Here is a 24,748-nt window from a genome sequence, read left to right as displayed (position 1 = left end):
TGTAGCGTTTTTGCGGCGAAAAATCACCTCGAACTCGCCCCAAACGGCACAACTTCAAAGTACGGCCACCGCGCCATCAACCTAGGGGGAGCGAATCGACGTCGGCAATCGGTGGGCGCTTACCCAGATGTTGTTCAATCCATTCGAGCACTTCTGCTGAAGCACTCCTAAAGGTGGTGAGTTTTCCGCCGTATAGACTCAGCAGCCTCGGATGGGAAACCGATGTCTGCATAAGAATATCCCGCGGCCGATCGAAGGCTTGGGAGCTCTGTTTAGGTAAGACTCGTACGCCGCAATAGGTCTGAACTATCTTAGCCTTAAGATCATTAATCTCGGGCGAGAGCGAAAAATAATGCCGATAAATACCAAGGAGGTAGTTAACCTCGGACTCAGTCACCTCGGGAGGTTTATCCAATGATGCCAGCTCCGTTTCCGTCGTGCCTATTAAGGTTTGACCATACCAGGGCATCACAAAAATCACCCGTTTATCGAAGCAGGATTCTAAGTACAAGATGCCGTCGAGGGCGGGGATATCCAACAATAAATGTGCGCCCTGCACCCAGTCGAGTTCAACTCCCGCCAATGGGGGCGACACTTTAGCAATCACCTCATTCACCCAAGGCCCAGCCGCATTAATCACGAGACTGGCTTCGACTTGCCGCACGTCACCCGCATGTTGAAAACTCACAGCGCAGCCTTGGGACTGATGCTCCATTCCGAGAAAATCGGCTTCGGCGTAAACTTCAGCCCCTAATGCCTGTGCACTGCGGGCAACGGCTTGAGTCAGTAATTTATCGTCTGTCTGCGCATCCCAATACTGAAATACCGCCTTCAATCCCGAAAGTTTAAGCCCCTTTAAACGGTGCCAATGGACCGCTGGCACTGAAATAAATCGCCCTAAAGGATCGAATTCACTTAACACCGCATACAGGCTCAGCCCTGCCCGTATCGTCCAAGGACTGCGCTGACTATGCTCGTAAACTGGGATATAAAATGGCACGGCTTTCACTAAGGTCGGCGCCAGATTGAGTAAATTACGCCGCTCAAGCAGGGACTTACGCACGAGGTTAATTTGCCCAGTCTCTAAATAACGCAGGCCACCATGGATAAGTTTGCTGGAATTAGCCGAGGTTTGACCGCCAATTTCCCCTCTTTCAATTAACAGAGTGGAATAGCCCGCCGCCGCCGCATATTGGGCGATCCCCACACCGCTGATCCCGCCGCCAATAATGGCTATATCGAAGGAGGCCATGGCTTATTTACCCGCAATAACGCTTGCATTGCTAACTTATCCATCGGAGTCATTCTATCCCTAAAATACGGCTACAGGCCCATGAAGATCAACTATGTCAACACGTTAGCCTTAAAGCAACTGGTATTTAAACTATTAATCAAGGCTAGCATGTAACTGTTTAAGCGCCCTATCGCACATCGCTTTCAATGCCTTAAGCTCATTCACTTCACCACCCACTTTACAGCGCATCAAATGGGGAATGTCACTGGCCTGGGATTTAAGGGCGATCCCTGCAGGCGTTAAGGCGAGCACTCGCACCCGTTCATCCTGCTCACTGCGGCCACGGCTGACTAATCCCTTAGATTCTAGGCGTTTAAGTAGCGGGGTCAAAGTACCAGAATCGAGGAATAGTTTATCCCCTAGGGTTTTAACGCTGATCCCCTGCTCCTCCCATAACACCAGCATCACTAAATATTGTGGATAGGTAAGATCCAACTTATCTAACAGGGGGCGATAGGCTCGCACCATGGCATTGGCTGTGCTGTAGAGAGAGAAACACACCTGTTGCTCTAAACATAAGGCATTGTCTAAGTTCGGGTTTTCAATCTCATCGGAGACAGTTAACCCATTATTGACTTCAATTTTAGACATAGGAAGATCCGATAATTTAAATACATTGTGCACAATATACTTGCATTCACACTAAAGATCGAATTATAGTTTACCACAATTGAATTGCGCGCAACTTAAATTAAATCTATTAATCCTAAACAATTGAGGTAATGAGTATGAAAACACTGTATGAAACACGAGCAACGGCAAGAGCGGGACGTCAGGGACAAGTCAGCACGGATGATGGTTTACTCGATGTCGCACTAGCCTACCCTAAAGCCATGGGTGGCAGCGGACTTGCGACTAACCCTGAACAGCTGTTCGCAGCCGGTTATGCCGCTTGTTTCTCAAACGCCATCTTGCACGTGGCTAAAATCGGCAAAGTCGCATTGACTGAAGCCCCCGTCAGCGCAGTGGTTGGTATAGGTGCCAATGAGGCGGGAGGATTTGCATTGACCGTCGCCTTAGAAACCAGCCTCGATCTCCCCCAAGCCGAGGCCGAAGCCTTAGTGCGCCATGCGCATCAAGTATGTCCTTATTCCAACGCCACCCGCAACAACATAGATGTGAAGCTAAGCGTTAATGGCGTCGCATTAAGCTAACGCTATCAAACGAGTATTTTTAAAGCACCCTAGGGTGCTTTTTTCGTTGCTGGCCTCTAATCCCCCTTAAAATAAACCTGCCTCACTTCCCAAAAAAACGCTAATAGCGAGTTAACTAACACTTCTTAATGCTAAATTTAATCAAAGGGATTGAATTCAGTAGAGTAATAGTCAAAGAATCGTTTTAAACCATTAACCCCACACTTGTGGGAGGCGCTATGACAAAATACCTATCGAAATACGCTTTTCTCTATTCCTTAATGTTGGCGCTACTGTGTATTAGCCCGAGCTGGGCCAATGTCGAGGCGCCAAGCACGACCGATACCACTTGGCATTATGTGAATGCCCAGGGTGAACTTAAGATCAAACTCTATTTCTTTTGGTCTAAAACCTGCCCACATTGTGCCGAGGCTCACCCCTTTATCGATTCCTTGCCACAAAAATACCCTTGGATAGAACTCGAATCCCATATGGTGTCTGCACCGGGTGTGCAGGAAATTTGGCAAAATATCGCCGCTAAAACCGCGACTGAGGCCCGCTCAGTTCCCTTTATGGCAAGCTGTGAAAAGGCCGTTGTTGGCTATTCCAGCGAGGCAGTTACAGGCGAGTTTCTAGTTAATCGTTTGAAAAACTGTTACTTATCCCTTGGTGGACAGTTAGCACAAGCGGATATGCCAACAAAAGGCGTCGCAAGCACTACAACCAGCACGTCCACGGATGCACCGCTCTTTGGCACCTGTAGCAGTGATTCAGGGGAAGGCACCTGTGATGCCACCAGCTTAACGGGGACTGAGCAAGCCGAAGTTCAACCCGTAGAGCTACCATTAGTGGGGGTGGTGACACCTGAGACTATGTCTCTGCCACTGTTGACCTTAGTGCTCGCGGGTGTGGATGCCTTTAATCCCTGCGCCTTCTTCGTGTTGCTGTTTTTATTGTCAATTATGGTCAACGCCAAGAGCCGTGGACGCATGCTACTGGTTGGCGGGATCTTCGTGTTTTTCTCCGGCTTGATTTACTTCCTGTTTATGACGGCCTGGCTCAATATCTTTAAGCTGTTAGGCGCAGGGAGTGACGGCGGTATGATTATCCTAGCGGCGGGGATTTTAGCGCTGATCGCAGGGGTGATTAATGTGAAGGATTACTTTTTCACTAAGGGTGAAGTAACCCTGTCCATGTCGGCAGAAAACCGCACAAGCCTGATAAAACGTATGGGGAAACTGTCCAACTCCAGCAGTTTAGGCGCCTTAATCCTTGGCTCTACCGTATTAGCCATACTCGCCAATGCCTATGAGTTATTGTGCACCGCTGGCTTCCCCATGATCTACACAAGCGTATTGTCTATGCACAATCTACCGGATATAGAGCGTTATATGTATCTGGTTTTATACAATATTGTCTATGTTATCCCACTGGCGATTATTGTGATTGTCTTCAGCGCGACCCTAGGTAAACGTAAATTGACCGAGAAGGAAGGTCAGGCGCTGAAACTGATGTCGGGGGTGATGATGTTCGGTATGGGTATCGCCTTAGTGATTGATCCAACCGCACTGCAAAACGTGGCTCTGGCACTGGGCTTAATCTTAGGATCACTGGGAATTACTGCCGTAATCGTACTCGGCCGAAAGCTCCTTTCAGCCAAGGCAAATCAGTAAACAAAGTGCTCGATTGGCAAACTCAAGATTAACGACTAAAGTAAATCTTGAGCTTGCCGATAAAAGGGTCCTGCTTACTATCGAGGTTAGTTATGTCAATTTCACTTAATACCCAAGCTGTCACGCCCAATTTAGAAAATGGTGCCGTTGGCGTTAAGGTCGCCCAATTAGCCAAAGAGCAGCAAAAAGCTGAAGGCCAAATCGCGGTAGATTTAATTGCTGCTGCAGCGCCAAAGCCTATTGGAAATTCGGGCCACAATATCAACACTACGGCCTGATCCAAAGTCAAAGTTCCATAAAAAAAGCGCCCAATGATTATTGGGCGCTTTTTTATTTCGCTTTTGCGATTTTAAGAAAATGCGTTGCCATTCACATGCATGATTGTGAAGGTCCAAACCACAAACGCCAATGGAATGTGGACTAAAGCATAAAAACACTGATCGAGCCGCCCCATCCCCTTCGCTAACCATATCAAATACAGATGCAGTCCAATCACTAGGGGAAAAAGTGCCAGCAGCGGATATAAAGCCACTGGGCTCGCGTCCGCAAACAGGCTATGACTCAGCAGCGCCCATCCCACCATAATCGCTGTGGTTAAGGGTGGCGTTGCAATGCGGTACTGCTCTGGATAGGGAAACATCCAATGACCTCTAACTCTGCATCTATGACGGTAAATGTAGGCGGGCGATCCCTTATTTTTGGGCGATAAGCTGGGCTTTAAAGCTCGCATGTCCCGTGAGTAGATCGCTCAATAGTCCCTCAAAGTAATGCAAAGGTTGCCAGTTAGCAAATGCTGATTTGAGTTCATTTTCAGCGAGTAAGAAATCAGGGTTACGTGGCCGACCTATTTCAGCTTGCTGCCAAGTAAAGGTTTCATAGACGACAATTCCACCAGGCTTCACACTCGCGGCGACCTGCGGCATTAATGGTCGATGCAGATAGTTAAACACTAGCACTATATCGAAGGCTTCAGTGGCTAAAGCCTCGGCGCTGCCATCTTCAAGATCCCGCTGTAATAGGTGTGCATTAGGATGCTTGAGGGAAGAGAGCGGGGTCAAATCTTGGTCGATAAATGTCACCGTCGCCCCCTGCGCTAAAAACCACAGGCCATTACGACCAGAGCCACAGGCTAAATCCAACACCTTTAAGCCGGTCAATTTTGGCCAAGGGAATTGAGTCAATATGGCCGCGGGCGCTAAAAGCGTTGAATGGTCCATCAACCTTTAATTTCCTTCCTAGTGTTAATTTGTCGGCGATGCACAATAGAGTAATGCCTTAGGGCCGATGGGCCGTGGGACACCAACACGGATAACAAGATGATCAGCACGAGTAACTCAGGCTTATAACTTGCCAGAGGGATAAACAGGCAGAGTAAGCCTAATTTTACTACGGTTAACACGCCCTTAAGCTGGATAAGCCAACGCCAATCCCGCACAACTTCCCACAACATTAATATGCTGCCGCTGGCCATAGCGAGGTACCAATAATTTAGCCACAGGCTTTTATCGGCGGTCAGTAATATCCCACCTCCGGCGCCGACGACACCCAATATATGTAATGCCCTTAGTATCGTTTTACTCAGTCGCTGTACCCAAAATCGTTTTTCCGATATATGCTCTTCGCGCATCAATTTAACCTTAAAAAACAATACCAATAACATTTTAGAAAAATAATAATAATTAATCGATAAGTATTCTGGAAAATAATGATTATATACAGAATACTTAACGGTTACCCATTATTAATCTAATAAAAATAACCAAATAAAAACATGCACATACAAAATTAGAATACACTTACCGAGCTCTAAATCAATTTATAATTGAATTATTGAGTCCCCGCCAAACAAATATGTTAACTCGCACAAGTTATACCGTACTCCATAAGTGACTATACTCAATTTCGCCAATCTTTTCCGTCATATGGCACATTTTTAATATGTTATTTATACGGCAACATTCGTTATGTGACCTAAATACACATATACCTCTTTAGATAGTGCTAACTTTATTGATGGAGAATGCTCTAAAGCGCGTGAGTCACGTAAATTATAATTATCACGCCATAAAAAATACCCCTTATTAAGTAGATGAATGTACGGCGGAGGAACTATCATGTTCACAAGAAAGATTCAAAAAACAGCACTAGCCATGCTGATCTCTGGCGCTATGGCAGGTACAGCCTATGCGGCCCCAGAAGTACTAGCCGATTTTCACGGTGAAATGGGTAGCTGCGATAGCTGCCACGTTTCAGACAAAGGTGGCGTCAGCAACGACAACCTAACCCATGAAAATGCCCAATGTGTTAGCTGTCACGGCGATTTAAAAGAAATGGCCGCTGCGGCGCCTAAAGATAAAGTATCACCCCATAAATCTCACTTGATCGGTGAGATTGCCTGTACTAGCTGTCACAAAGGCCACGAAAAATCCGTAACCTACTGTGATGCTTGCCATAGCTTCGGCTTCGATATGCCATTTGGTGGTAAGTGGGAACGTAAGTTTGTTCCTGTCGATGCGGACAAAGCTGCTCAAGATAAAGCCATCGCCGCTGGCGTAAAAGAAACCACTGATGTAGTGATTATCGGTTCAGGTGGCGCAGGACTTGCGGCCGCAGTATCGGCCCGTGATGCGGGCGCAAAAGTCATTCTACTTGAAAAAGAACCTATCCCAGGCGGTAACACTAAGTTAGCTGCTGGCGGTATGAACGCCGCAGAAACTAAGCCACAGGCTAAGTTAGGTATCGAAGACAAGAAACAAATCATGATCGACGACACCATGAAAGGTGGCCGTAATATTAACGATCCTGAACTGGTTAAAACCTTAGCGAATAACTCTTCCGACTCTATCGATTGGTTAACCTCTATGGGTGCCGATATGACCGACGTTGGTCGTATGGGCGGCGCAAGTGTGAACCGTAGTCACCGTCCAACGGGTGGTGCTGGTGTCGGTGCCCACGTAGCACAAGTGCTATGGGACAACGCAGTTAAACGCGGTACTGATATCCGTTTAAATAGCCGTGTAGTACGTATCCTTGAAGATGCGAGCGGTAAAATTACCGGCGTATTAGTAAAAGGTGAATACACTGGCTACTACGTGATCAAAGCGGATGCCGTTGTGATTGCCGCCGGTGGCTTTGCGAAAAACAACGACCGTGTTGCTAAATACGATCCTAAGTTAAAAGGCTTTAAAGCGACTAACCACCCAGGTGCAACCGGTGATGGCTTAGACGTAGCGCTACAAGCTGGCGCGGCAACCCGTGACTTAGAATACATCCAAGCTCACCCAACCTACTCTCCAGCCGGTGGCGTGATGATCACCGAAGCGGTACGTGGTAACGGCGCAATCGTGGTAAACCGTGATGGTAACCGCTTTATGAACGAAATCACCACCCGTGATAAAGCGTCTGCGGCAATCCTTCAGCAAAAAGGTGAGAGTGCTTACCTCGTATTCGATGACTCAATCCGTAAGAGCTTAAAAGCCATCGAAGGCTATGTGCACTTAAACATAGTGAAAGAAGGCAAAACCATTGAAGATCTCGCTAAACAGTTAGATATTCCAGCTGCTGAACTGGCGAAAACAGTGACAGCATACAATGGCTTCGTGAAATCAGGTAAAGATGCTCAATTTGAACGCCCTGACTTACCACGTGAATTAGCCACAGCGCCTTTCTACGCTTTAGAAATCGCACCAGCCGTTCACCACACTATGGGTGGTGTTGTGATTGATACTAAGGCCGAAGTGAAGAGCGAAAAAACCGGTAAACCAATCGAAGGCTTATATGCCGCAGGTGAAGTGACTGGTGGTGTTCACGGTGCTAACCGTTTAGGGGGCAACGCTATCTCCGATATCGTGACCTACGGCCGTATCGCGGGTGCTTCTGCTGCTAAATACGCTAAAGATCACTAGTAAACCGAACGGGGTAAAAGGATTTACCCTTGGTTCCTATAGCACGACCTATGAGAACCCTTGCTTATACTTAAGCAACTGAGATACACAGATAAGCGAGCCGTCAGGGGCTCGCTTTTTTTATGCTCAATTGATGACAAAGCTCACTCTTTTAATGACAGTAGGCACACTGCCAGAGGACAAAAAGCCCGGAGTCACTTACACTCATTGCCAGTAATCAATAGACTTGGTAGGTGATTGAAATGAGAATTGGATTTTTTAGCGCAAAACAGTATGACATGGAATATTTTAACCGTACCAATGTCGCTTTTGGTGCGCAAATTGAGTATTTCGATTACCGCCTATGCATGCAGACGGTAAAACTTGCCGAAGGGTATGACATCATCTGCGCCTTTGTGAATGATTCCCTCTGTGAAGAAGTCTTGGTCGAACTTGCCAAGGGTGGCACAAAAATTATCGCCATGCGCTGCGCCGGATTTAACAATGTCGATTTAGTCGCCGCAAAACGCTTAGGCATGCAAGTCGTCAACGTACCCGCCTACTCTCCCGAGTCGGTGGCCGAACATACTGTCGCATTAATGTTGACACTGAATCGTAAAATCCATAAAGCCTATCAACGTACCCGCGATGCTAACTTCTCCCTCGAAGGTTTGGTCGGCTTTAATATGTTTGGCAAAACCGTTGGTGTCATTGGCACAGGTAAAATTGGGGTAGCCACTATCAAAGTGTTACTGGGTTTTGGCTGTAAAGTCATCGCCTTCGATCCTTTTGTCAACCCAGCGGTTGTCGCATTAAATGTAGAGTATCAGGATCTGGACTCCATCTATGCCAACAGCGATATCATTAGCTTACATTGCCCATTAACCGCCGATAATCACCACTTACTGAATAAAGAAAGCTTCGCCAAGATGAAACCCGGCGTGATGGTGATCAACACTAGCCGCGGTGGTTTACTCAACGCCTTCGATGCAATGGAAGCCTTAAAACTGGGCCAAATTGGTTCATTAGGCCTCGATGTGTATGAAAACGAGAAGGGCCTATTCTTTGAAGATAAATCCAATGAAATCATCCAAGACGATGTATTCCGCCGTTTATCAGCCTGCCATAATGTGATTTTTACCGGGCATCAAGCCTTCCTCACCGAAGAAGCCCTGAGCGCCATCGCCAAAACCACCCTCAATAACCTAAAAGCCCTGCGTGCCGGCGAGCTTTCGGGTAACGAGCTGTTTTAACTGACAGATAAATCCCTGACTGCTAAAGTGAGGCTTCACCTTCGAAGCCTCATAGCGGGATCTTACTATGTTAGTCACACAAGAATCTCAGGATATCACTACGCCCACAGGGCAAATGCGTACTTATATCTACCGCCCAGACGCACAGGGGCAATTCCCTTTCATCATCTTCTATTCCGAGATATTTCAGCAAACTGCGCCTATTGCACGCGCCGCCACTATTCTAGCTGGCCATGGTTTTGCCGTATTAGTGCCCGAAATCTTCCATGAACTCAATGCCATAGGCACAGTGCTGGCCTACGATGATCCGGGTAAAGATAAAGGCAATGCCGATAAATTTGCTAAACCTTTAGAACACCACGATAGCGACACCCAAGCGCTTATCGATTTTGCCAATCAGCAAAGCTATTGCAGCGGCAAAGTAGGCAGCATGGGCGTATGTATCGGTGGCCACTTAGCCTACCGTGCAGCACTCAACCCCTCGATTCTCGGAGCATTTTGCCTCTACCCAACGGACATTCATTCCAATACTTTGCCCTGCAACTACGGCAATGATTCATTAAGCCGCAGTGGTGATATTCAAGGGGAATTAGTGCTAGTGTTTGGCAAGCAAGACCCCCACGTATCCCCCGAAGGCCGAGTGTTAATTCACCAACAATTGATGGCTAAAAACCGAAACTTCACTTGGCTCGAACTCAATGCCCAGCACGCCTTTATGCGCGATGAAGGTGAACGCTTTGACCCCGCACTCGCACTGCAAATGTATCTGCAGGCGGTGGCATTTTTCCACAAAGTATTGCGATAGCGATAGTGAATAAAACTTGAGCAAAACAAAAACATCCATCACCTTGCCCAAGTCAATCTAAGTGAACTAGGCTTATCTGAGCATTCTCGCGGTGAGAATGAGGCTAAGAGAGGGAAATGATGAATAAAGCCATATTGATCCTAGCTTGTGTGTTGGGACTTGTAGCCTGCAGTTCACAATACATTATGAGCACTAAGGATGGAAAAATGATCACTACTGACAGTAAACCTAAGCTGGATAAAGATACTGGCATGTATATATATCACGATGAAGAAGGTCGTGAAGTGATGATCAAGCAAGACGATGTTACTCAAATTATTGAGCGATAACCTATTTTATTACGTCTTAACTATCTATAACTCTCAAATAGACAATGATAGCTATAACATTGCGCGCAAAAGAGAGGGCCGCTCCTATGGTGGCCCTTATCATTTGAGATAATTCAAGGACATAATAAAAAACTGCATCATCCAATTGAAACGCCTAGGGTGCACGCAGAGCAAATAAAGAGGACATATAATGGTAAACAAAAATTGGCATATGGCATTAATGATCTTGCCAGTGTTACTAGTAGGCTGCGCGACGGGTGATTCGCCCGAAGCGAAAAAAGCCAATGCTCGCAAAGAAACGCAAAACGCGCTGCAAGAAATTTATAAAGAACACCCTGAAGCCAAATCGGCGGTAGCTAGCTCAGTTGGCCATGTGGTTTGTACCGGAAATAACACCTATCTCTTTGCCCTATCGACGGGGGGAGGCGTTTGTGTATTAACTGAACGGGGTAAAAGCAGTTACTATCGTTTCGCAACGGGTGGTGTTGGAGCGGGTGTTGGCTGGAAGCAAGTCGCTTTTGTACAGGCCTTTATGAACGCGGCTGCGGTCCAACGATTTAAGGATGCTGGGTTTGAAGGCCAAGCACAAGCTGAGGCCAGCGCGAAATATGAAGAGAAAGGCGAGCAAGCATCTGCTAACCAATCTGTTGATATTGAAGGCGTAAAAACCTATCAAGTTAATTTAATGGGCGCCGCAGCCCAGGCAACAGTACAAGGATACAAATACTGGCCAACCGATTTTACGGATGATGTGATTGAAAATTGATGTAAGTTATCGCAAGCCGCAAAATCCCTATACATAAAAGCCCGTTACATCAACGGGCTTTTTATTGATATTGACTGTGCCACCTACTGAGTCACTTCCTCTTTTGCAATCAGATGCAGAGGAGCAGTGTCCGCCAAATAGGCTTCATCGACCTGTTGCAACCCGTTATAGCGGATCATTTCACTGATAGCGTCGACATAGGCTTGGCCGCGCTCAGAGTATTTATGGAGTGTAGTGGCAAGTTCAAGCCCGGTAATAGGTTTGTTTTGCTGGCGCAATTTTGCCCTCAGCGTGCGTAATTCTTGATAGGCATTTGAGGTGTTTAAATTGAGTAAATATCCCTCAACCGACTCTAGTGGCGTATCAAATTGTGCCACCCCATAATTACCTAGTTCTTTGCGCTGTTGTCTGGGTTTCATCCCTTTACCACTAAAATCCCATTGACCGAAATACGCATTACCCTCGACGGTAAAACGCGAAGTGGCCCAGCCACTTTCTTCGGCAGCCTGGGCTAACACCAGTGAGGGCGGCATAATATCCACCTCTAGCAAAAGTTCTTGTCTTTGCTGCTCGGTGACTTTTGTATCGGTTTGTTCAACTATGCCGTATTTTTGCCCTAGGGATAATAAGGCAGGATCATCGAGCGCTAAATCCGCAATCTGTTGCCGTTCAAGCAGAATGTTCTCATTGGCGATAAGAATGAGTGGCGCCATTAAACGGAAGAAAATCATTTTCTTCTCGCGTACGGGAATTTGGTGAGCGGTTTTTTGCCAGCGCTCTGTCACAGTTTGAAAGGTTAATCTAGGCACCTCTCGGTTACCTTCATTCCAGCTTTGCGTATTGTATTTAAGCGAATCAAACAGGGTTTTAATGTCATCTAACGAGTCAATATAGACATTTTGCACCGCTGTAGAACTTGGCTTTGGTTGCGTCTTAGTTGACTCGCCCACTGGGGGAGTCTTGTCTATATCCGTCAGCAAACCCACAGCCAGAGCCACCACGAGAAGTACAATCGTGACCACTAAGGCTTTTAATTGCCAAGTTGCATTGCGCATCATATTGTGTGTCCAGTCATAAACCTATACAGAGTATAAGTTCTCATCTTGAGAATAAAAGCGGCTTATCACATTTGCCGTTATGGGTAATGCACAGCCTCGCAAAGAGCCCTTAGAAAATAACTTCGATTACTCTGGGTCAAACTTCTTTTTGCCATCCTGTAAAGCCCTACGCTCGGCAAGTGGACTCTGATCAGCGAGCTTTAACACTGCCTTTTGCAGCATGAGATTATTGGGGTAAGTGATAGTATCGCCATTATCCCGGTGGATAAGCACATGGAATAAAGCGATTTCGATGATCACGCCGCTAATATCTTCATCCTTATCGACCACGCGAATACGTTCACCGATGCGATAGGGAAACACGAAAAAGATCAACACGCCTGCGGTTAAATTACTCAAAATCGACCACTGCGCAACTAAGGCAACCCCCATCACGGCAAAGGCCGACGACACGAATAACGACACATCCTGATAACCCAGTCCAAGGGACACGGCCATCAATGACAGCGTAATAAAAAACATCACATAGGAGATAAAACGAGTGACTAAACTAGTGCGCGCCGCACTCACCTGCTTCATTAATGCGAGTTTTCTCACCCAATGGGTTAAAGCCCGCTGTAAAAAGATAAACACTGCAAGATAAATACAGGCAAGCAGGATTTGATTTGTCATAATAGCCACTCAATTTACGAAACCGTCTGAATTCTAACTTTTTTGCGCGAGCAGTTATAGGGCCGCAAATGAGCGAAACAACAAAACCGAGTAACCACACACTATGACCGATTCTACCCTGTTATACGAAACCCAAGATGCGCTTGGTCCCATTCGCGTGCTCGACTACGACGACTCACGGATCCTGTCATTTGGGGATAATGATGAACAGAGTAAAATTCTTAAGGCCGCTCCCCATATTCCCCAGCACACTTATGTGCAGGCCATGTTATTAGTTCTACTTTTTTGTAAACCTAAGAGTGCGATTGTGCTCGGCTTAGGGGGCGGTGCGATTATCCATGCCCTGCGCCATTTTGATGCGGCTATCAAACTCACGGCAGTCGAGCTTAGGCCAGCGGTGATCGAACTGGCAAAGCGTTATTTTCAATTGCCTATGGGTAAAAAGCTCAATCTAATCAATGATGATGCCATTAGCTTCTTGGCCACTGGCGAGCATAAAAAAGTCGATGTGATATTTGCCGATATCTATACCGCTAAGGGAGTTGAAACCGGCCAGCTTGCACCAGTATTCCTTGAGCAGTGCACCAATCTCATTAAACCGAACGGTTATTTAGTGCTTAATTGCTGGAAAGAGCATAGCCAAAATCGACAATTACTAGCCGATCTAGGTCAACATTTTGCCCATGTGAATGCTTGCCTTACCGGCGGTGGTAATTGGGTGATTTTTGCCAGCCAATCCCCTCAATTATTAGGCACTTCGGCACTGAAAAATAATGCGCAATCCCTATCGCAACAATTGGACTTTGCCCTTGAGCGATCGCTGACGCGCTTTGGACCTTGGATTTAAGATTAATCTCAGTCAAATGGCTTAAATTAGTTAACCCTAAGGCTGAGCTTTGTTATTCTTCACAAATTCCTATGATATGAGTCGTCACAATGAAAAATAAGCACCAATTTATGTTAAGCGTTATGGCTCTGGCGTGCCTTAACTCTCTCAATGCTAACGCCGAAACCTTTAGTTTTGACACTCGTAACTCACTCAATTCAGACACATTAGTGCTGTTTCAAAGCGCAGATGCCACTACCTATGGGATCGACGTTTTACCCCAATCGACCCAAGATCAACTAAATCTCGCCGTGGCGGATAACAGTTTTTCCGGCAAACAAGGTGAAATCCTTGAGATTTTAGTGCCGAGCGAAATCGATGCTAAGCGAGTGCTCTTGGTCGGTATTGGCGATGCTAAAAATTTAACCCCTGGCGATATCAATACCCTAGGCGGTAACATTGCCGCCAAGCTAGAAACTGTGCCGCAAGCCACAGTCAGAGTGCTAACCCAAGGCTTAACGACGCCCCTATTTGCAGCAGAATTGGCCCACGGTATTGAGCTACGCAGTTACCGCTACACCCAATTTAAGGCCAACGATCGCGCCGAGAAAAACTATCAGATGGGCGTTGACGATTTGAGTCTTAACCAAAAACACCATAAAAATCTGCAAGCGGTTGAAGCAGGTGTGTTTTTAGCGCGGGATCTGACCAATGCCCCCGCTGGCATTATGTATCCCGAGACCTTTGCCAATGAGGCGAGAAAACTTAAATCCCTCGGCGTTAAAGTCACGGTATTAGAAGCCAAAGATATCGAACGTTTACAACTGGGCGCCTTAGCAGCAGTCGGTAAAGGCAGCGAACGCCAACCTAAATTAGTGGTTGCCCATTGGCCGGGCAGTAAAGACGCGCCTATCGCCTTGGTGGGTAAAGGCATAACCTTCGACTCTGGCGGTTATAACATTAAGGCGACCGGTACTTCTATCGCACGGATGAAGTCAGATATGGCTGGCGCTGCCACAGTACTCGGCACAGTAAAAGCCATGGCGATTCAAAAAGCGCCAGTCAACGTAGTAGCAATTATGCCAATGGCGGAGAACATGGTATCAGGTCATGCAATGATCCCTGGTGATGTGATTAAAACCGCCCAAGGGCTCACAGTTGAAGTGCTCAATACCGATGCCGAAGGCCGCTTAGTGCTCGCCGATGGCCTTTGGTACGCCAGAGAAAACTATAAGCCTTCTATTATTGTCGATGTAGCGACCTTAACCGGTTCAAAGGTCGGGGCGCTTGGCAGTGTGTACGCGGGATTGTTTACCGACTCAGAGGCTTTAGTGCAACAGTTAACCTATGCGGGGCAACAGGTGGGTGAAAAGGTCTGGCGCCTGCCTTTAGATCAAGCCTACGGCGATGAACTAAAATCCACTATTGCCGATCTGAAAAATACGGGTAAAGAAGGAAGCGCGGGCGCGTCCTCTGCGGCGATGTTTTTAAAGCGCTTTGCCGGTGAACAGCCCTGGGCCCACCTAGATATCGCCGGTAATGCCTTGACCGCAACCGATACCGCTGTTGTACCTGCGGGCGCCACGGGTTATGGCGTGCGCTTACTCAGCACTTGGTTAACTCAACCCAAAGCACAGAACTAGAACCTAGAACCTAGAACCTAGAACCTAGAACCTCAGCATCTTGTTTTAATTGAGTTTATATTTTAAGGGATATCACTGATATCCCTTTTTTATGCCTGAAATTTAGCCCAATCCATTTATAGAAAAGTCATCGCCTACAACCCAGACCCAATTCCAATCACACCAAACCCGCAGCTGCCGTGGAAAAACCGATTGAGTCCGACCTAATCGCATCAGCATTCGATTAAACCGATTAGGATGATAGTTTTTATCCGTTATATTAATTTTATGCGAGTCGGTAATATGCTTCACATCGACAGGACGCAAGTAAACGTCCTCGTTATGAACTTAAGCCATCATCAACTAAATGGAAGCATAAAATGACTCAATCAATTATCAACAGCACAATCAAACCATTCAAAGCCACTGCCTATCACAATGGTGAGTTCGTTCCAGTAACAGAACAAGACCTGTTAGGTAAATGGTCAGTTGTGTTCTTCTACCCAGCAGATTTTACCTTTGTTTGCCCAACTGAATTAGGCGACATGGCTGATCACTATGAAAAACTGCAAGGCATGGGTGTTGAAGTTTACTCAGTATCAACTGACACACATTTTACTCACAAAGCGTGGCATGACACCTCAGACACCATTAAGAAGATCAACTTCCCAATGCTGGCTGACCCAACAGGCACTATCAGCCGTAACTTCGGCGTGATGATTGAAGAAGACGGTTTAGCATTGCGTGGTACTTTTGTGATTAACCCAGAAGGCCAAATCAAAGTAGCTGAAATCCATGACCTCGGCATCGGCCGTAGCGCACAGGAACTGGTTCGTAAAATCCAAGCGGCCCAATATGTTGCGACTCACGACGGTGAAGTTTGCCCAGCAAAATGGCAACCAGGTGACGAAACTTTAGCACCGTCTTTAGACCTCGTTGGCAAAATCTAATCTCGCCTAAAGGTCAACCCGCCAATCTGATTCTCCCCCTGCAAGAGTCAGATTGGCACCCCTCGCGTATATTCATCTTTTTTAAGCGATTTTGGAGCCATCACATGTTAGATGCGAATTTGAAAAATCAACTGCAAACCTATCTGCAAAACCTCAAGAGACCAGTTGAACTTGTCGTGTCTGCAGATGAGACCAAAAAGTCTCAAGAATTAAAAAGCTTAGCCAATGACATCGTTAGCCTTTCTTCTCTGGTGAGCCTGAAAGAAACTCAGGGCGAACGCACCCCGGCGATGACAGTCATTAACCCAGAGAGCAATACCCAGATTAGCTTTGCTGGTCTGCCTATGGGTCACGAATTTACCTCACTCGTGCTGGCGCTACTGCACACGGGTGGACACCCAATCAAACTCAGCGATGAGATTATCGAGCAGATCCGCAATCTGCCGGGCAAATATGCCTTTGAAACTTATGTATCTCTCACCTGCCAAAACTGCCCAGACGTAGTGCAGGCACTGAATATGATGGCGGCCATTAACCCGAATATCACCAACGTGATGATCGATGGCGCCCTGTTCCAAGACGAAGTGGCTAGCCGCAACATTATGGCCGTGCCTTCGGTTTACTTAAATGGCGAAGTGTTTGCCGCGGGTCGTATCAGCATCGGTGAGATTTTAAATAAATTAGATACCAATGCCGCAAGCCGTAAGGCCGATGAAATTAATGAAAAAGCGCCCTTCGAAGTCTTAGTGGTCGGCGGCGGCCCAGCGGGCGCAGCGGCAGCCATTTATGCGGCGCGTAAAGGCCTGCGCACGGGGATTGTTGCCGACAAGTTTGGCGGCCAAGTGGCTGAAACGGTGGGAATTGAAAACTTTATTTCGGTCAAAGCGACCGAAGGTCCAAAGCTAGTAGCCAACCTTGAAGCCCATGTGCGTGACTACGAAGTCGATATCATGGATAACCAAAAAGCCGTTAAACTGGCGAGCGATGGCCTGTTCGAACTCGAACTAGCAAGTGGCGCTAAATTACGTAGCCGTACCGTACTACTGGCAACTGGTGCACGCTGGCGTGAAATGAATGTCCCCGGCGAGAAAGAATACCGTGGTAAAGGCGTTGCCTACTGCCCACATTGCGATGGCCCACTATTTAAAGGCAAACGGGTGGCGGTGATCGGCGGCGGTAACTCTGGTATCGAAGCGGCAATCGACTTAGCCAATATCGTCGAGCATGTGACCGTACTCGAGTTTGATAGCAAGCTGCGCGCCGACGATGTATTGCAACGTAAAGCGGCGTCTATGGGTAATATAAAAATCATTACTCAGGCGATGACTACCGAAGTGACAGGCGATGGTACTCGTGTAAACGGCCTAAACTACACTGACCGTGCAACGGGCGAGAGTCACCATGTCGCACTTGCGGGTATCTTCGTGCAGATCGGGCTAGTGCCAAATGCCGAGTGGTTAAAAGGGACTGTTGATTTGACCCCCCGTGGCGAAATCATAGTCGATGAGCGTGGCCAAACCTCAGTACCAGGCGTATTTGCCGCTGGTGATGTCACTAACTCACCTTACAAGCAAATCATTATCGCTATGGGTAGCGGTGCCAATGCCTCACTGGGTGCATTTGATTACTTAATTCGCCACAGCGATGAAGAAATTAGCGATACCAAAGCCGCATAATAGTGAAACATTAACCGCATAATATAAGAAGCCAGCGCAAGCTGGCTTTTTGTTTTTAATAGGATTTGCCCCTCGAGTAACCAATTAAGAAAGGCAGACGAAACAGAAAAGCTGGCAAGATAGGCATATTGTAATTGTGTCATGCTAGGTACCGCTATCGACTTTTTTCGTTAATAAAATACGCCACTAGCGCATTGGCGTGTCCATGACCGAGTTGATGTTCACTCTTAAGCCAAGCCACCATTTCCATATGCTTTTTACCTTCGAGACCTTGCAAAAGTGTTAGCCAGTGGGCGATCGGCTGACCATAGGTTTTCTCGATAGAAGGGAAATAAGATGCGGGACCTTTCACTTTTACGCTATCGGCTACTGTCGTTGGCTGAGTTTTTCCTGTCATAACAGATGTCCTTATCTTGATATTTATAGAATTTACGTCAATAAAATCTAGTCTAAAGGTAGGGATTCTCTAAACGAATTTGCATTAACATCTCAGGGGTATCGACCGCGTTGAAACCAAACTGGGCGTAGAGTCCGTGGGCATCGCGGGTGGCAAGCATTATGCGTCTTAATCCTTGCAGCTCAGGATGTTCCATAATTGCTGCCATCATCAACTTACTTAAACCTAAGCCGCGGTGGGATTCGAGTACAAACACATCGGCAAGGTAGGCAAAGGTGGCTTTATCGGTAATTAAGCGACCAAAGGCCACTTGTTGATTGTCCTTATCAAAGACCCCAAAACACAGACTATTGGCTAGTGCTTTACGCAGCAATTCTTTGGGCATACCCTGCGCCCAATAGCTGTTGCTGATAAAGCCATAGATAACCTCAAAATCCATTTCAGCTTGCTCTGTGCTGACCCTATATTCCATTGATTGTCTCTGATTAGGTTTTCGTTGCACTCATAAATATCATAAAAGCCATCGCCAATAACACCACTTTTGCCAATGAATACAAAGCCCCCGCTAAAGTGCCACCTCCATGGTAACTAAAGGCCAAGTGGCGATTGATTTCGAATCGAAAGGAATTAGCCAAATGGCGATAGGCCAAAAAGTAAAACAAAGAAGCCGCAGGCCAAATCCCGATAAGCAGCATTTGCCCCTGCGCTTTAGTGGTGAGTAGGGTCGAGATCAAAGGTATACTCAGGCAAGCGCCATATCCCCAAGCAAAATACTTAAGTCGCTGACGAATTTTTTTATCGGATAATTTCAACTGAACTCCTTGTCGATACAGGCTTACATGGCTTCGATTTGCTCAACCATCAATTGCAGCGAGAAATTACCTCGATACTCATTCACATCGAGTTTATAGACAATTCGAGCATGGTTAATGGTCGCATCGGGCCAAGTGTGTAAATCCACATTAAAGGCGATGGCATCGAGCATCACAGTGCCGCACTGGGTTTCAAGCACGAGTTTAAGATGGCGTTCACCGACGAGGCGTTGCTGCACTATGTTAAAATAACCATCAAAAAGCGGTTCCTCGAAGGCTTGGCCCCAAGGTCCGGCATTACGCAGTAACTGGGCGATTTCAAGGTTTAACTCTGCGGGGGTCAGCTCGCCATCGGACCAAAGCTCGCCAGTTAACAGCTCAGGTTTGAGCTGTTCACGCACCGCATCATCGTAGGCCTTGGCAAAAGTCGCAAAACTGCCCGCCTTGAGCGATAAACCCGCCGCCATCGCATGGCCGCCAAATTTGATAATCAGTCCGGGGTGGCGCGTGTTCACTAACTCGAGCAAGTCACGCATATGCAAACCCTTGATCGAACGCGCCGAACCTTTAATCTCACCATTCCCCGCATCGGCAAAGGCGATCACGGGTCTGTGGTATTTATCCTTAATGCGCGAGGCTAATATGCCTATCACCCCTTGGTGCCAATCCTGTTGAAATAAGGCGATACCCCAAGGTAACTCGGCTTCGTTGAGTTTTAAGTGCTCGAGGCTTTTTAGCGCTTCCTGCTGCATGCCAACCTCAAGCTCACGGCGCTCTTGGTTTAACCCATCAAGCTCCGCCGCCATACGCCGGGCAAGCATCATATCTTCACAGAGTAAGGTTTCGACTCCGAGCGCCATTTCATCGAGCCTGCCTGCGGCATTAAGCCTTGGGCCGACGGCAAAACCAAAATCGGATGCCACAATGCGCGCCGGATTTCGCTTCGCCACTTCAAGCAGCGCGGTAATCCCTACTCGGCAACGCCCTGCCCGCACACGCTGCAGCCCCGCCTCGACCAAAATTCGATTATTGGCATCGAGTGATACCACGTCGGCCACAGTGCCAAGGGCGACGATATCGAGCAAGGTGCCTAAATTGGGCTCGGCAATACCACGGATTTGATACCAGTTTCGCGAGCGCAATTCAGCCCTTAGCGCCGTCATCAAATAAAAGGCCACGCCGACGCCGGCAATCGATTTACTGGCAAATGGGCAGCCCGGTTGATTCGGATTCACAATCGCATCGGCATTAGGTAACTCATGGCCGGGTAAATGGTGGTCGGTAATGACCACTTGCATACCAAAAGCTTTGGCCGCATTTACGCCATCAATCGATGAAATACCGTTATCGACTGTGATCAGCATTTCCGCCCGTTTAGATGCCGCAACCGCAACAATTTCAGGGCTTAAGCCATAGCCGTAATCGAAACGATTGGGGATCAGATAATCCACTTTCACCGCGCCCATCATCCGCAGTGCAAGGATACATACGCTAGTCGAGGTTGCGCCATCGGCATCGAAGTCGCCAACGATCAGGATCGATTTATCCGCCTGTATTGCATCGGCAATCAGCTTTGCCGCCTCGTTTAAGCCTTTCATGGTATCTGGCCTTAATAGGCCTTTAAGCACTAGCTCACATTCATTCAAGGTGACGCCACGGCGGGCGTAAAGCTGCTTTAACAACGGCGGTAAATGAGGGGGTAAATGGCTATCATCAACGGTCTGGCGACGGACTATCTTATGGATCAAGGGACTTAAACTCTCGAGAAATCATGGGCACTAAGATAACAAAAAGGTGAGCCTTAAGCTCACCTTAATAGGAGAAATTTTTCGGTAAAGGCTGTTATTGACGCGCTTCTAAGGTGCGTAGCAGATCAGCAGGTGGTTGATAACCTGGGATCATACTGCCATCGTCAAGGATCATAGCCGGCGTGCCGTTCACACCAAAGCTAGAACCTAACTCGTACTGCTCGGCAATTTTTGCATCACAGGTTGCCGCGGCAACTTTACTGCCCGCTTTAGCATCGGTCATGGCTTTTAAAGGATCCTTAGCACACCAAATGGCTTGCATTTCGTCGGCATTCGCTGACGGCACGCCCGCGCGTGGGAAGGCTAAGTAACGCACTGTAATACCTAGCTTATTGTAGTCGGCCATTTGGCTATGTAACTTACGGCAATAGCCACAGCTTACATCGGTAAACACTGTAACTACGTGTTTTTCATCCTTAGCTTTATAGATCAGCATATGGTCTTCAAGGGGCTTCATCATGGACAAACGCGGGCCTGCTAACGCCGCTTCTGTCAGGTTTTTCATTCCCTTATCCATATCGTATAAATTACCGTGGAATAGCTTTGAGCCATCACGACTGATATAAAGCACACCACGGTTAGTCATGGCCTGGTATAAGCCATCAATCGGCGAATCCTGCATTGAAATCACTTCAACATCTAACATCTCACTGAGTTTTTGTTTAATCGCAGCGGTGTCGGGAGTCGTGGCGGTCGCTGCATGGGCCAGCGGCGCAACAACAAGCGCGAAAACTAAGGATAATGCTCGGGTCAACTTCATGGTAAATCCTATAAATTGGGTCGCAGTAGCGAGATATTGGGGTCGTTTTACGCGATCTACTCAATAGACCCGGTATGGGGGCAAAAAGTTACATACAAGCGCTGCAGAATGCAAATTTATACTGTAACTAAATTCAACCCCGCGGATGGTGCTGTTGATGTAGCTCCTGCAATCTTGCCCGCGCCACATGGGTGTAAATCTGGGTAGTGGATAAATCACTGTGTCCTAAAAGCAATTGCACCACCCGCAAATCGGCGCCATGGTTAAGCAAATGGGTCGCAAAGGCATGGCGCAGGGTATGGGGCGATAATGGCGTTTCGATCCCTGCCCGCAAAGCATAGAGCTTAATACGATGCCAGAAGGTTTGCCGTGTCATCATTTGCCCACGCTTCGAGGGAAAGACAACATCCGACTGTTTATGCCCCAGCAGTTCCTGACGCGCAAACTTCAAATAGGCTTCAACCTCGGTGATGGCGAGCTCCCCTAAGGGCACTAAGCGTTCTTTACCGCCCTTACCCACAATGCGCACTAAGCCTTGGCGTAAACTCATCTGCTCCATCGTTAAACCGACGAGTTCGCTCACCCTAAGCCCAGTGGCATATAAAAGTTCCAGCATGGCTTTATCACGGCATTCGACGGGATCATCAACATTCGGCTCTGCGAGCAGCCTATCAACCTGGGATTCACTTAAAGAATTGGGCAAATGCCGGGTTAACTTAGGGGATTCAACCAAGGCCATAGGGTCGATGGATATCTGCTTGGTCTGCAGTAAGTAAGTATAGAAACGCCGTAAGCTACTGAGCAATCTAGCACTGCTAGTGCGGGCAAAGTCTTGCTCGACCCGGTATGCCAGATAGGCACGGACATCCAACTGTGAGACCTCAATTAGCGTCAGCCCTCGCTTCCCCTGATAACGCTCAAAATGGCGTAAATCGGTACGATAGGCACTGAGTGTATTATCACTTAGCCCCTTGCTGGACCAGAGATCATCAAGAAAGGCATCGATAATTGGATCGCTGCGATATGTCTTAGGCACAAAAACTCCATAAAAAACGGCGTAATCGAATGATACGCCGTTGATATTAACCTAATTAAACTAGGACAGTCAGACTTTCCCTTAAGCGGTTGTCACGGTTTTAGCGCCGCCGCGACCTAAGAGCAAACAAAGCACGATAACTACAAGGGTCGGCAGTAACCAGGCCATACCTTCCTCATACAATGGCAAAATTGACAGAGTAGGCGCCATGCCACTCACGCTATCGATAAACCACTGGGCAATAGCGTTAATCCCTTTACCATCGACGCCCGTTAAACTTTTTGCCGCCACCTTCATACCATCGAAGATCCCAAACAACAGCGCCACTGACAGCGTCGCACGGTGGGCAAACTGCGGCTTGGCAAAATGCGAGGTCAAGAAAGTCACGGCAACCAGAGCAATAGCCACAGGATAAATCATCATCAACACTGGAATACTAATGGCGATAAGCTGAGTTAAGCCGACGTTGGCGATCACGGCGCAGATAGCACTTAGCAGGACCACTAACAAACGGTAGGATAATTTTGGCATCAGCTCATTGAAGAACTCGGAGCAAGCACTCACTAGGCCAACCGCCGTAGTTAAACAGGCTAAGGTCACAACAGTTGAGAGTAAAACCGTGCCTAAGCTACCAAATTCATGGGTGACGTAATTTGTTAAAATCTCGCCGCCATTTTTAGCGCCAATAGCGATATCCCCGGCCGTTGCCCCTAAAAAGAACAAAGAAACATAAACAAAAGCAAGCCCGGCTGCGGCGATAAAAGCAGCGCGGATCAGATACTTAGTTTGCGCACTCGGCTGATCTATCCCCTTTTTACGCAGGATATCGATAATCAACATACCAAACATCAAGGACGCTAAGGTATCCATAGTGTTATAGCCTTCCAAAATACCTTTGGTCAGCGGGTGATGTTGATAATCCCCTACGGCTTGCCCGACTTCAGACGCGGGCAGAAATAGCACAGATGCAGCCAATCCGACTAACAATATCAATAGGATAGGCGTTAGCACTTTACCGACACTGTCGAGTAACTTACCGGGGAAAAGTGCCAATAACATAGTGACAGCGAAGAAACCTAAGGTATAAATCAGTTGCGATAGGTTGAGGCTTAAATGACCAAGCAAAATCGTCGCACTGGTGTTACCGATAAAGGGCTTAGCACCAATCTCATAGGCCACTAAACCGGTACGCGGCGCGGCAAATGCAGGGCCAATAATAATATAAATCGCAATTGCCAATGCCGTTGCTGCAAATACTGGCAGCATAGCCATAACCTTACCTTGAGCCTTAGCGACTGCAATGAGGCCAACTAAAGGTAAACCTACGGCGGTGATTAAAAAACCCAGCATGGCGAGGGGCATATTGCCACCGGCTAACATCCCTGCAAAAGGGGGAAATATTAAGTTACCTGCGCCCAAAAAAAATGCAAAGGTCATAAAACCTAAGCCTAATGTATCCCCGATACTCATGTGATTGTCTTGCACTGAAAGCCCCATCTTGTCTTATTGTTTTTTGACAAACTTAAGTGATTATGTGTCGATTAGCCATAGCTAAAACAAAGCCCATCCGGAATGCAAATCTATGTTTACACAATTCCGTGGTAAATATGTTCGATATCTGTCGAGTCTATAGTCAGTGGCAGCACTAAAACCGGCTTTAAAGCGGTTTTATTCACCACAAAACTCGTTTACCTATCCGTTAATCATAAAAGTGATTAAAAATGGGGGCGAAACTAATAGCAGACTTCAAACATCAATGCAAGCCAGCAGAGCTTAATCAGTTAAAAAAGCAAAATAATGCTAACTAACTGCTAACCTAGGGTTACTAAGGTAATAAATTAAACCCTCAATTAAGTGAAATCTGAAGCAATCGATAGGAAATAGCTAAGATATCCGCGCGGGTATTCATAGGACAGATTCATACAAAAATGGTCAAGATACCGTTTAAAAGCGTTAGCTAAAAACGCCAAGCTAGACGTAGAATACCGGCAGTC

At 47.2% G+C, this 24,748-nt stretch carries 26 protein-coding genes; 12 read left to right on the top strand and 14 right to left on the bottom strand.

Features of this window, described 5'->3' with window-relative positions:
* Window positions 1–76 precede the first annotated feature (76 nt).
* Both JFT56_RS04120 and JFT56_RS04115 read right to left on the bottom strand, forming a co-directional pair.
* The gene (locus tag JFT56_RS04120; RefSeq protein WP_198782443.1) at window positions 77–1,252 is read right to left on the bottom strand and encodes a glycerol-3-phosphate dehydrogenase/oxidase; all 1,176 of its coding nucleotides are present in this window, start codon (window positions 1,250–1,252) and stop codon (window positions 77–79) included.
* 135 nt (window positions 1,253–1,387) lie between these two features.
* The gene (locus JFT56_RS04115) at window positions 1,388–1,885 is read right to left on the bottom strand and encodes a MarR family winged helix-turn-helix transcriptional regulator (RefSeq protein WP_198782442.1); all 498 of its coding nucleotides are present in this window, start codon (window positions 1,883–1,885) and stop codon (window positions 1,388–1,390) included.
* A 137-nt stretch (window positions 1,886–2,022) separates the two neighbouring features.
* Between JFT56_RS04115 and JFT56_RS04110 the strand changes: the two genes are divergently transcribed.
* The 3 genes from JFT56_RS04110 to JFT56_RS04100 all read left to right on the top strand — a co-directional run bounded on the left by JFT56_RS04110 (window position 2,023) and on the right by JFT56_RS04100 (window position 4,378).
* A complete protein-coding gene (locus JFT56_RS04110; protein ID WP_198782441.1) occupies window positions 2,023–2,448 on the top strand; it encodes an organic hydroperoxide resistance protein in 426 nt (141 codons plus the stop codon).
* A 218-nt stretch (window positions 2,449–2,666) separates the two neighbouring features.
* Window positions 2,667–4,100: a cytochrome C biosynthesis protein gene (locus JFT56_RS04105; protein WP_198782440.1), complete on the top strand. Its 1,434-nt coding sequence runs from the start codon at window positions 2,667–2,669 to the stop codon at window positions 4,098–4,100.
* A 92-nt stretch (window positions 4,101–4,192) separates the two neighbouring features.
* Window positions 4,193–4,378, top strand: a complete 186-nt coding sequence (locus JFT56_RS04100; RefSeq protein WP_198782439.1) for a cytoplasmic protein — start codon at window positions 4,193–4,195, stop codon at window positions 4,376–4,378.
* 71 nt (window positions 4,379–4,449) lie between these two features.
* Here JFT56_RS04100 and JFT56_RS04095 read toward each other — a convergent pair whose 3' ends face one another.
* Genes JFT56_RS04095 through JFT56_RS04085 form a run of 3 tightly spaced genes read right to left on the bottom strand, consistent with a single transcriptional unit; the run spans window position 4,450 to window position 5,727 of the window.
* Window positions 4,450–4,740 (bottom strand): hypothetical protein, encoded by a 291-nt coding sequence (locus JFT56_RS04095; protein WP_007645132.1) that lies wholly within the window; start codon window positions 4,738–4,740, stop codon window positions 4,450–4,452.
* A gap of 52 nt (window positions 4,741–4,792) precedes the next feature.
* Window positions 4,793–5,317, bottom strand: coding sequence for a class I SAM-dependent methyltransferase (locus tag JFT56_RS04090; RefSeq protein ID WP_198782438.1), 525 nt, complete (start codon window positions 5,315–5,317; stop codon window positions 4,793–4,795).
* Window positions 5,317–5,727 (bottom strand): hypothetical protein, encoded by a 411-nt coding sequence (locus tag JFT56_RS04085; RefSeq protein WP_198782437.1) that lies wholly within the window; start codon window positions 5,725–5,727, stop codon window positions 5,317–5,319. Before JFT56_RS04085 ends, JFT56_RS04090 begins: the two co-directional genes overlap by 1 nt.
* A 487-nt stretch (window positions 5,728–6,214) precedes the next feature.
* Here JFT56_RS04085 and fccA point away from each other — a divergent pair, with 487 nt between their 5' ends.
* The 5 genes from fccA to JFT56_RS04060 all read left to right on the top strand — a co-directional run bounded on the left by fccA (window position 6,215) and on the right by JFT56_RS04060 (window position 11,137).
* Window positions 6,215–8,005 carry a fumarate reductase flavoprotein subunit FccA gene (fccA, locus tag JFT56_RS04080; RefSeq protein ID WP_198782436.1) on the top strand — a complete coding sequence of 597 codons (1,791 nt, stop codon included), beginning with the start codon at window positions 6,215–6,217 and terminating at the stop codon, window positions 8,003–8,005.
* 242 nt (window positions 8,006–8,247) lie between these two features.
* Window positions 8,248–9,237, top strand: a complete 990-nt coding sequence (locus JFT56_RS04075) for a 2-hydroxyacid dehydrogenase (RefSeq protein WP_198782435.1) — start codon at window positions 8,248–8,250, stop codon at window positions 9,235–9,237.
* Window positions 9,238–9,304: 67 nt separating this feature from the next.
* Entirely contained in the window at window positions 9,305–10,042 is a 738-nt protein-coding gene (locus tag JFT56_RS04070) for a dienelactone hydrolase family protein (RefSeq protein WP_198782434.1), read from the top strand.
* A gap of 116 nt (window positions 10,043–10,158) precedes the next feature.
* Complete coding sequence (locus JFT56_RS04065; protein ID WP_366941641.1) at window positions 10,159–10,371, top strand: YgdI/YgdR family lipoprotein; 213 nt, start codon at window positions 10,159–10,161, stop codon at window positions 10,369–10,371.
* A gap of 190 nt (window positions 10,372–10,561) precedes the next feature.
* Complete coding sequence (locus JFT56_RS04060; RefSeq protein WP_198782433.1) at window positions 10,562–11,137, top strand: hypothetical protein; 576 nt, start codon at window positions 10,562–10,564, stop codon at window positions 11,135–11,137.
* 83 nt (window positions 11,138–11,220) lie between these two features.
* On the opposite strand, the gene JFT56_RS04055 is transcribed toward JFT56_RS04060, so the two are convergent.
* Entirely contained in the window at window positions 11,221–12,195 is a 975-nt protein-coding gene (locus JFT56_RS04055; protein WP_198782432.1) for a glucosaminidase domain-containing protein, read from the bottom strand.
* 126 nt (window positions 12,196–12,321) lie between these two features.
* Window positions 12,322–12,867, bottom strand: coding sequence for a mechanosensitive ion channel family protein (locus tag JFT56_RS04050; RefSeq protein WP_198782431.1), 546 nt, complete (start codon window positions 12,865–12,867; stop codon window positions 12,322–12,324).
* Between the two features lie 103 nt (window positions 12,868–12,970).
* On the opposite strand from JFT56_RS04050, the gene JFT56_RS04045 reads away from it, so the two are divergent.
* From JFT56_RS04045 to ahpF, 4 genes are all read left to right on the top strand, one after another.
* Window positions 12,971–13,714: a spermidine synthase gene (locus JFT56_RS04045; RefSeq protein WP_198782430.1), complete on the top strand. Its 744-nt coding sequence runs from the start codon at window positions 12,971–12,973 to the stop codon at window positions 13,712–13,714.
* A gap of 89 nt (window positions 13,715–13,803) precedes the next feature.
* The gene (locus JFT56_RS04040; RefSeq protein WP_198782429.1) at window positions 13,804–15,336 is read left to right on the top strand and encodes a leucyl aminopeptidase; all 1,533 of its coding nucleotides are present in this window, start codon (window positions 13,804–13,806) and stop codon (window positions 15,334–15,336) included.
* A gap of 359 nt (window positions 15,337–15,695) precedes the next feature.
* Window positions 15,696–16,265, top strand: a complete 570-nt coding sequence (gene ahpC / locus JFT56_RS04035; protein WP_011790538.1) for an alkyl hydroperoxide reductase subunit C — start codon at window positions 15,696–15,698, stop codon at window positions 16,263–16,265.
* A gap of 104 nt (window positions 16,266–16,369) precedes the next feature.
* Window positions 16,370–17,941 carry an alkyl hydroperoxide reductase subunit F gene (gene ahpF, locus JFT56_RS04030; protein ID WP_198782428.1) on the top strand — a complete coding sequence of 524 codons (1,572 nt, stop codon included), beginning with the start codon at window positions 16,370–16,372 and terminating at the stop codon, window positions 17,939–17,941.
* 154 nt (window positions 17,942–18,095) lie between these two features.
* Here the strand turns inward: ahpF and JFT56_RS04025 are convergent, their stop codons facing one another.
* From JFT56_RS04025 to brnQ, 7 genes are all read right to left on the bottom strand, one after another.
* Window positions 18,096–18,338 (bottom strand): DUF4287 domain-containing protein, encoded by a 243-nt coding sequence (locus JFT56_RS04025; RefSeq protein ID WP_126492665.1) that lies wholly within the window; start codon window positions 18,336–18,338, stop codon window positions 18,096–18,098.
* Window positions 18,339–18,390: 52 nt separating this feature from the next.
* Window positions 18,391–18,810 carry a GNAT family N-acetyltransferase gene (locus JFT56_RS04020; protein WP_198782427.1) on the bottom strand — a complete coding sequence of 140 codons (420 nt, stop codon included), beginning with the start codon at window positions 18,808–18,810 and terminating at the stop codon, window positions 18,391–18,393.
* Window positions 18,811–18,823: 13 nt separating this feature from the next.
* Window positions 18,824–19,150: a hypothetical protein gene (locus JFT56_RS04015; RefSeq protein WP_198782426.1), complete on the bottom strand. Its 327-nt coding sequence runs from the start codon at window positions 19,148–19,150 to the stop codon at window positions 18,824–18,826.
* 23 nt (window positions 19,151–19,173) lie between these two features.
* Complete coding sequence (gene recJ / locus JFT56_RS04010; protein ID WP_198782425.1) at window positions 19,174–20,898, bottom strand: single-stranded-DNA-specific exonuclease RecJ; 1,725 nt, start codon at window positions 20,896–20,898, stop codon at window positions 19,174–19,176.
* Between the two features lie 94 nt (window positions 20,899–20,992).
* On the bottom strand, window positions 20,993–21,718 hold the full coding sequence (gene dsbC, locus JFT56_RS04005) for a bifunctional protein-disulfide isomerase/oxidoreductase DsbC (RefSeq protein WP_198782424.1): 726 nt from the start codon (window positions 21,716–21,718) through the stop codon (window positions 20,993–20,995).
* A gap of 133 nt (window positions 21,719–21,851) precedes the next feature.
* On the bottom strand, window positions 21,852–22,754 hold the full coding sequence (xerD, locus tag JFT56_RS04000) for a site-specific tyrosine recombinase XerD (RefSeq protein WP_198782423.1): 903 nt from the start codon (window positions 22,752–22,754) through the stop codon (window positions 21,852–21,854).
* Window positions 22,755–22,835: 81 nt separating this feature from the next.
* Window positions 22,836–24,251, bottom strand: coding sequence for a branched-chain amino acid transport system II carrier protein (brnQ, locus tag JFT56_RS03995; RefSeq protein WP_198782422.1), 1,416 nt, complete (start codon window positions 24,249–24,251; stop codon window positions 22,836–22,838).
* Window positions 24,252–24,748 lie beyond the last annotated feature (497 nt).

The organism is Shewanella putrefaciens, from assembly GCF_016406305.1.
GTDB classification, from domain to species: domain Bacteria; phylum Pseudomonadota; class Gammaproteobacteria; order Enterobacterales; family Shewanellaceae; genus Shewanella; species Shewanella putrefaciens_C.
The sequence above is the reverse complement of the archived record's forward strand: the minus strand, read 5'-3'. Positions and strand labels throughout refer to the sequence as shown.

Excerpts from the sequence above, each read along its gene's own strand:
- JFT56_RS04120 (WP_198782443.1), bottom strand. The coding sequence starts at position 1,252 with ATGGCCTCCTTCGATATAGCCATTATTGGCGGCGGGATCAGCGGTGTG.
- JFT56_RS04115 (WP_198782442.1), bottom strand. The coding sequence starts at position 1,885 with ATGTCTAAAATTGAAGTCAATAATGGGTTAACTGTCTCCGATGAGATT.
- JFT56_RS04110 (WP_198782441.1), top strand. The coding sequence starts at position 2,023 with ATGAAAACACTGTATGAAACACGAGCAACGGCAAGAGCGGGACGTCAG.
- JFT56_RS04105 (WP_198782440.1), top strand. The coding sequence starts at position 2,667 with ATGACAAAATACCTATCGAAATACGCTTTTCTCTATTCCTTAATGTTG.
- JFT56_RS04100 (WP_198782439.1), top strand. The coding sequence starts at position 4,193 with ATGTCAATTTCACTTAATACCCAAGCTGTCACGCCCAATTTAGAAAAT.
- JFT56_RS04095 (WP_007645132.1), bottom strand. The coding sequence starts at position 4,740 with ATGTTTCCCTATCCAGAGCAGTACCGCATTGCAACGCCACCCTTAACC.
- JFT56_RS04090 (WP_198782438.1), bottom strand. The coding sequence starts at position 5,317 with ATGGACCATTCAACGCTTTTAGCGCCCGCGGCCATATTGACTCAATTC.
- JFT56_RS04085 (WP_198782437.1), bottom strand. The coding sequence starts at position 5,727 with ATGCGCGAAGAGCATATATCGGAAAAACGATTTTGGGTACAGCGACTG.
- fccA (WP_198782436.1), top strand. The coding sequence starts at position 6,215 with ATGTTCACAAGAAAGATTCAAAAAACAGCACTAGCCATGCTGATCTCT.
- JFT56_RS04075 (WP_198782435.1), top strand. The coding sequence starts at position 8,248 with ATGAGAATTGGATTTTTTAGCGCAAAACAGTATGACATGGAATATTTT.
- JFT56_RS04070 (WP_198782434.1), top strand. The coding sequence starts at position 9,305 with ATGTTAGTCACACAAGAATCTCAGGATATCACTACGCCCACAGGGCAA.
- JFT56_RS04065 (WP_366941641.1), top strand. The coding sequence starts at position 10,159 with ATGATGAATAAAGCCATATTGATCCTAGCTTGTGTGTTGGGACTTGTA.
- JFT56_RS04060 (WP_198782433.1), top strand. The coding sequence starts at position 10,562 with ATGGTAAACAAAAATTGGCATATGGCATTAATGATCTTGCCAGTGTTA.
- JFT56_RS04055 (WP_198782432.1), bottom strand. The coding sequence starts at position 12,195 with ATGATGCGCAATGCAACTTGGCAATTAAAAGCCTTAGTGGTCACGATT.
- JFT56_RS04050 (WP_198782431.1), bottom strand. The coding sequence starts at position 12,867 with ATGACAAATCAAATCCTGCTTGCCTGTATTTATCTTGCAGTGTTTATC.
- JFT56_RS04045 (WP_198782430.1), top strand. The coding sequence starts at position 12,971 with ATGACCGATTCTACCCTGTTATACGAAACCCAAGATGCGCTTGGTCCC.
- JFT56_RS04040 (WP_198782429.1), top strand. The coding sequence starts at position 13,804 with ATGAAAAATAAGCACCAATTTATGTTAAGCGTTATGGCTCTGGCGTGC.
- ahpC (WP_011790538.1), top strand. The coding sequence starts at position 15,696 with ATGACTCAATCAATTATCAACAGCACAATCAAACCATTCAAAGCCACT.
- ahpF (WP_198782428.1), top strand. The coding sequence starts at position 16,370 with ATGTTAGATGCGAATTTGAAAAATCAACTGCAAACCTATCTGCAAAAC.
- JFT56_RS04025 (WP_126492665.1), bottom strand. The coding sequence starts at position 18,338 with ATGACAGGAAAAACTCAGCCAACGACAGTAGCCGATAGCGTAAAAGTG.
- JFT56_RS04020 (WP_198782427.1), bottom strand. The coding sequence starts at position 18,810 with ATGGAATATAGGGTCAGCACAGAGCAAGCTGAAATGGATTTTGAGGTT.
- dsbC (WP_198782424.1), bottom strand. The coding sequence starts at position 21,718 with ATGAAGTTGACCCGAGCATTATCCTTAGTTTTCGCGCTTGTTGTTGCG.
- brnQ (WP_198782422.1), bottom strand. The coding sequence starts at position 24,251 with ATGGGGCTTTCAGTGCAAGACAATCACATGAGTATCGGGGATACATTA.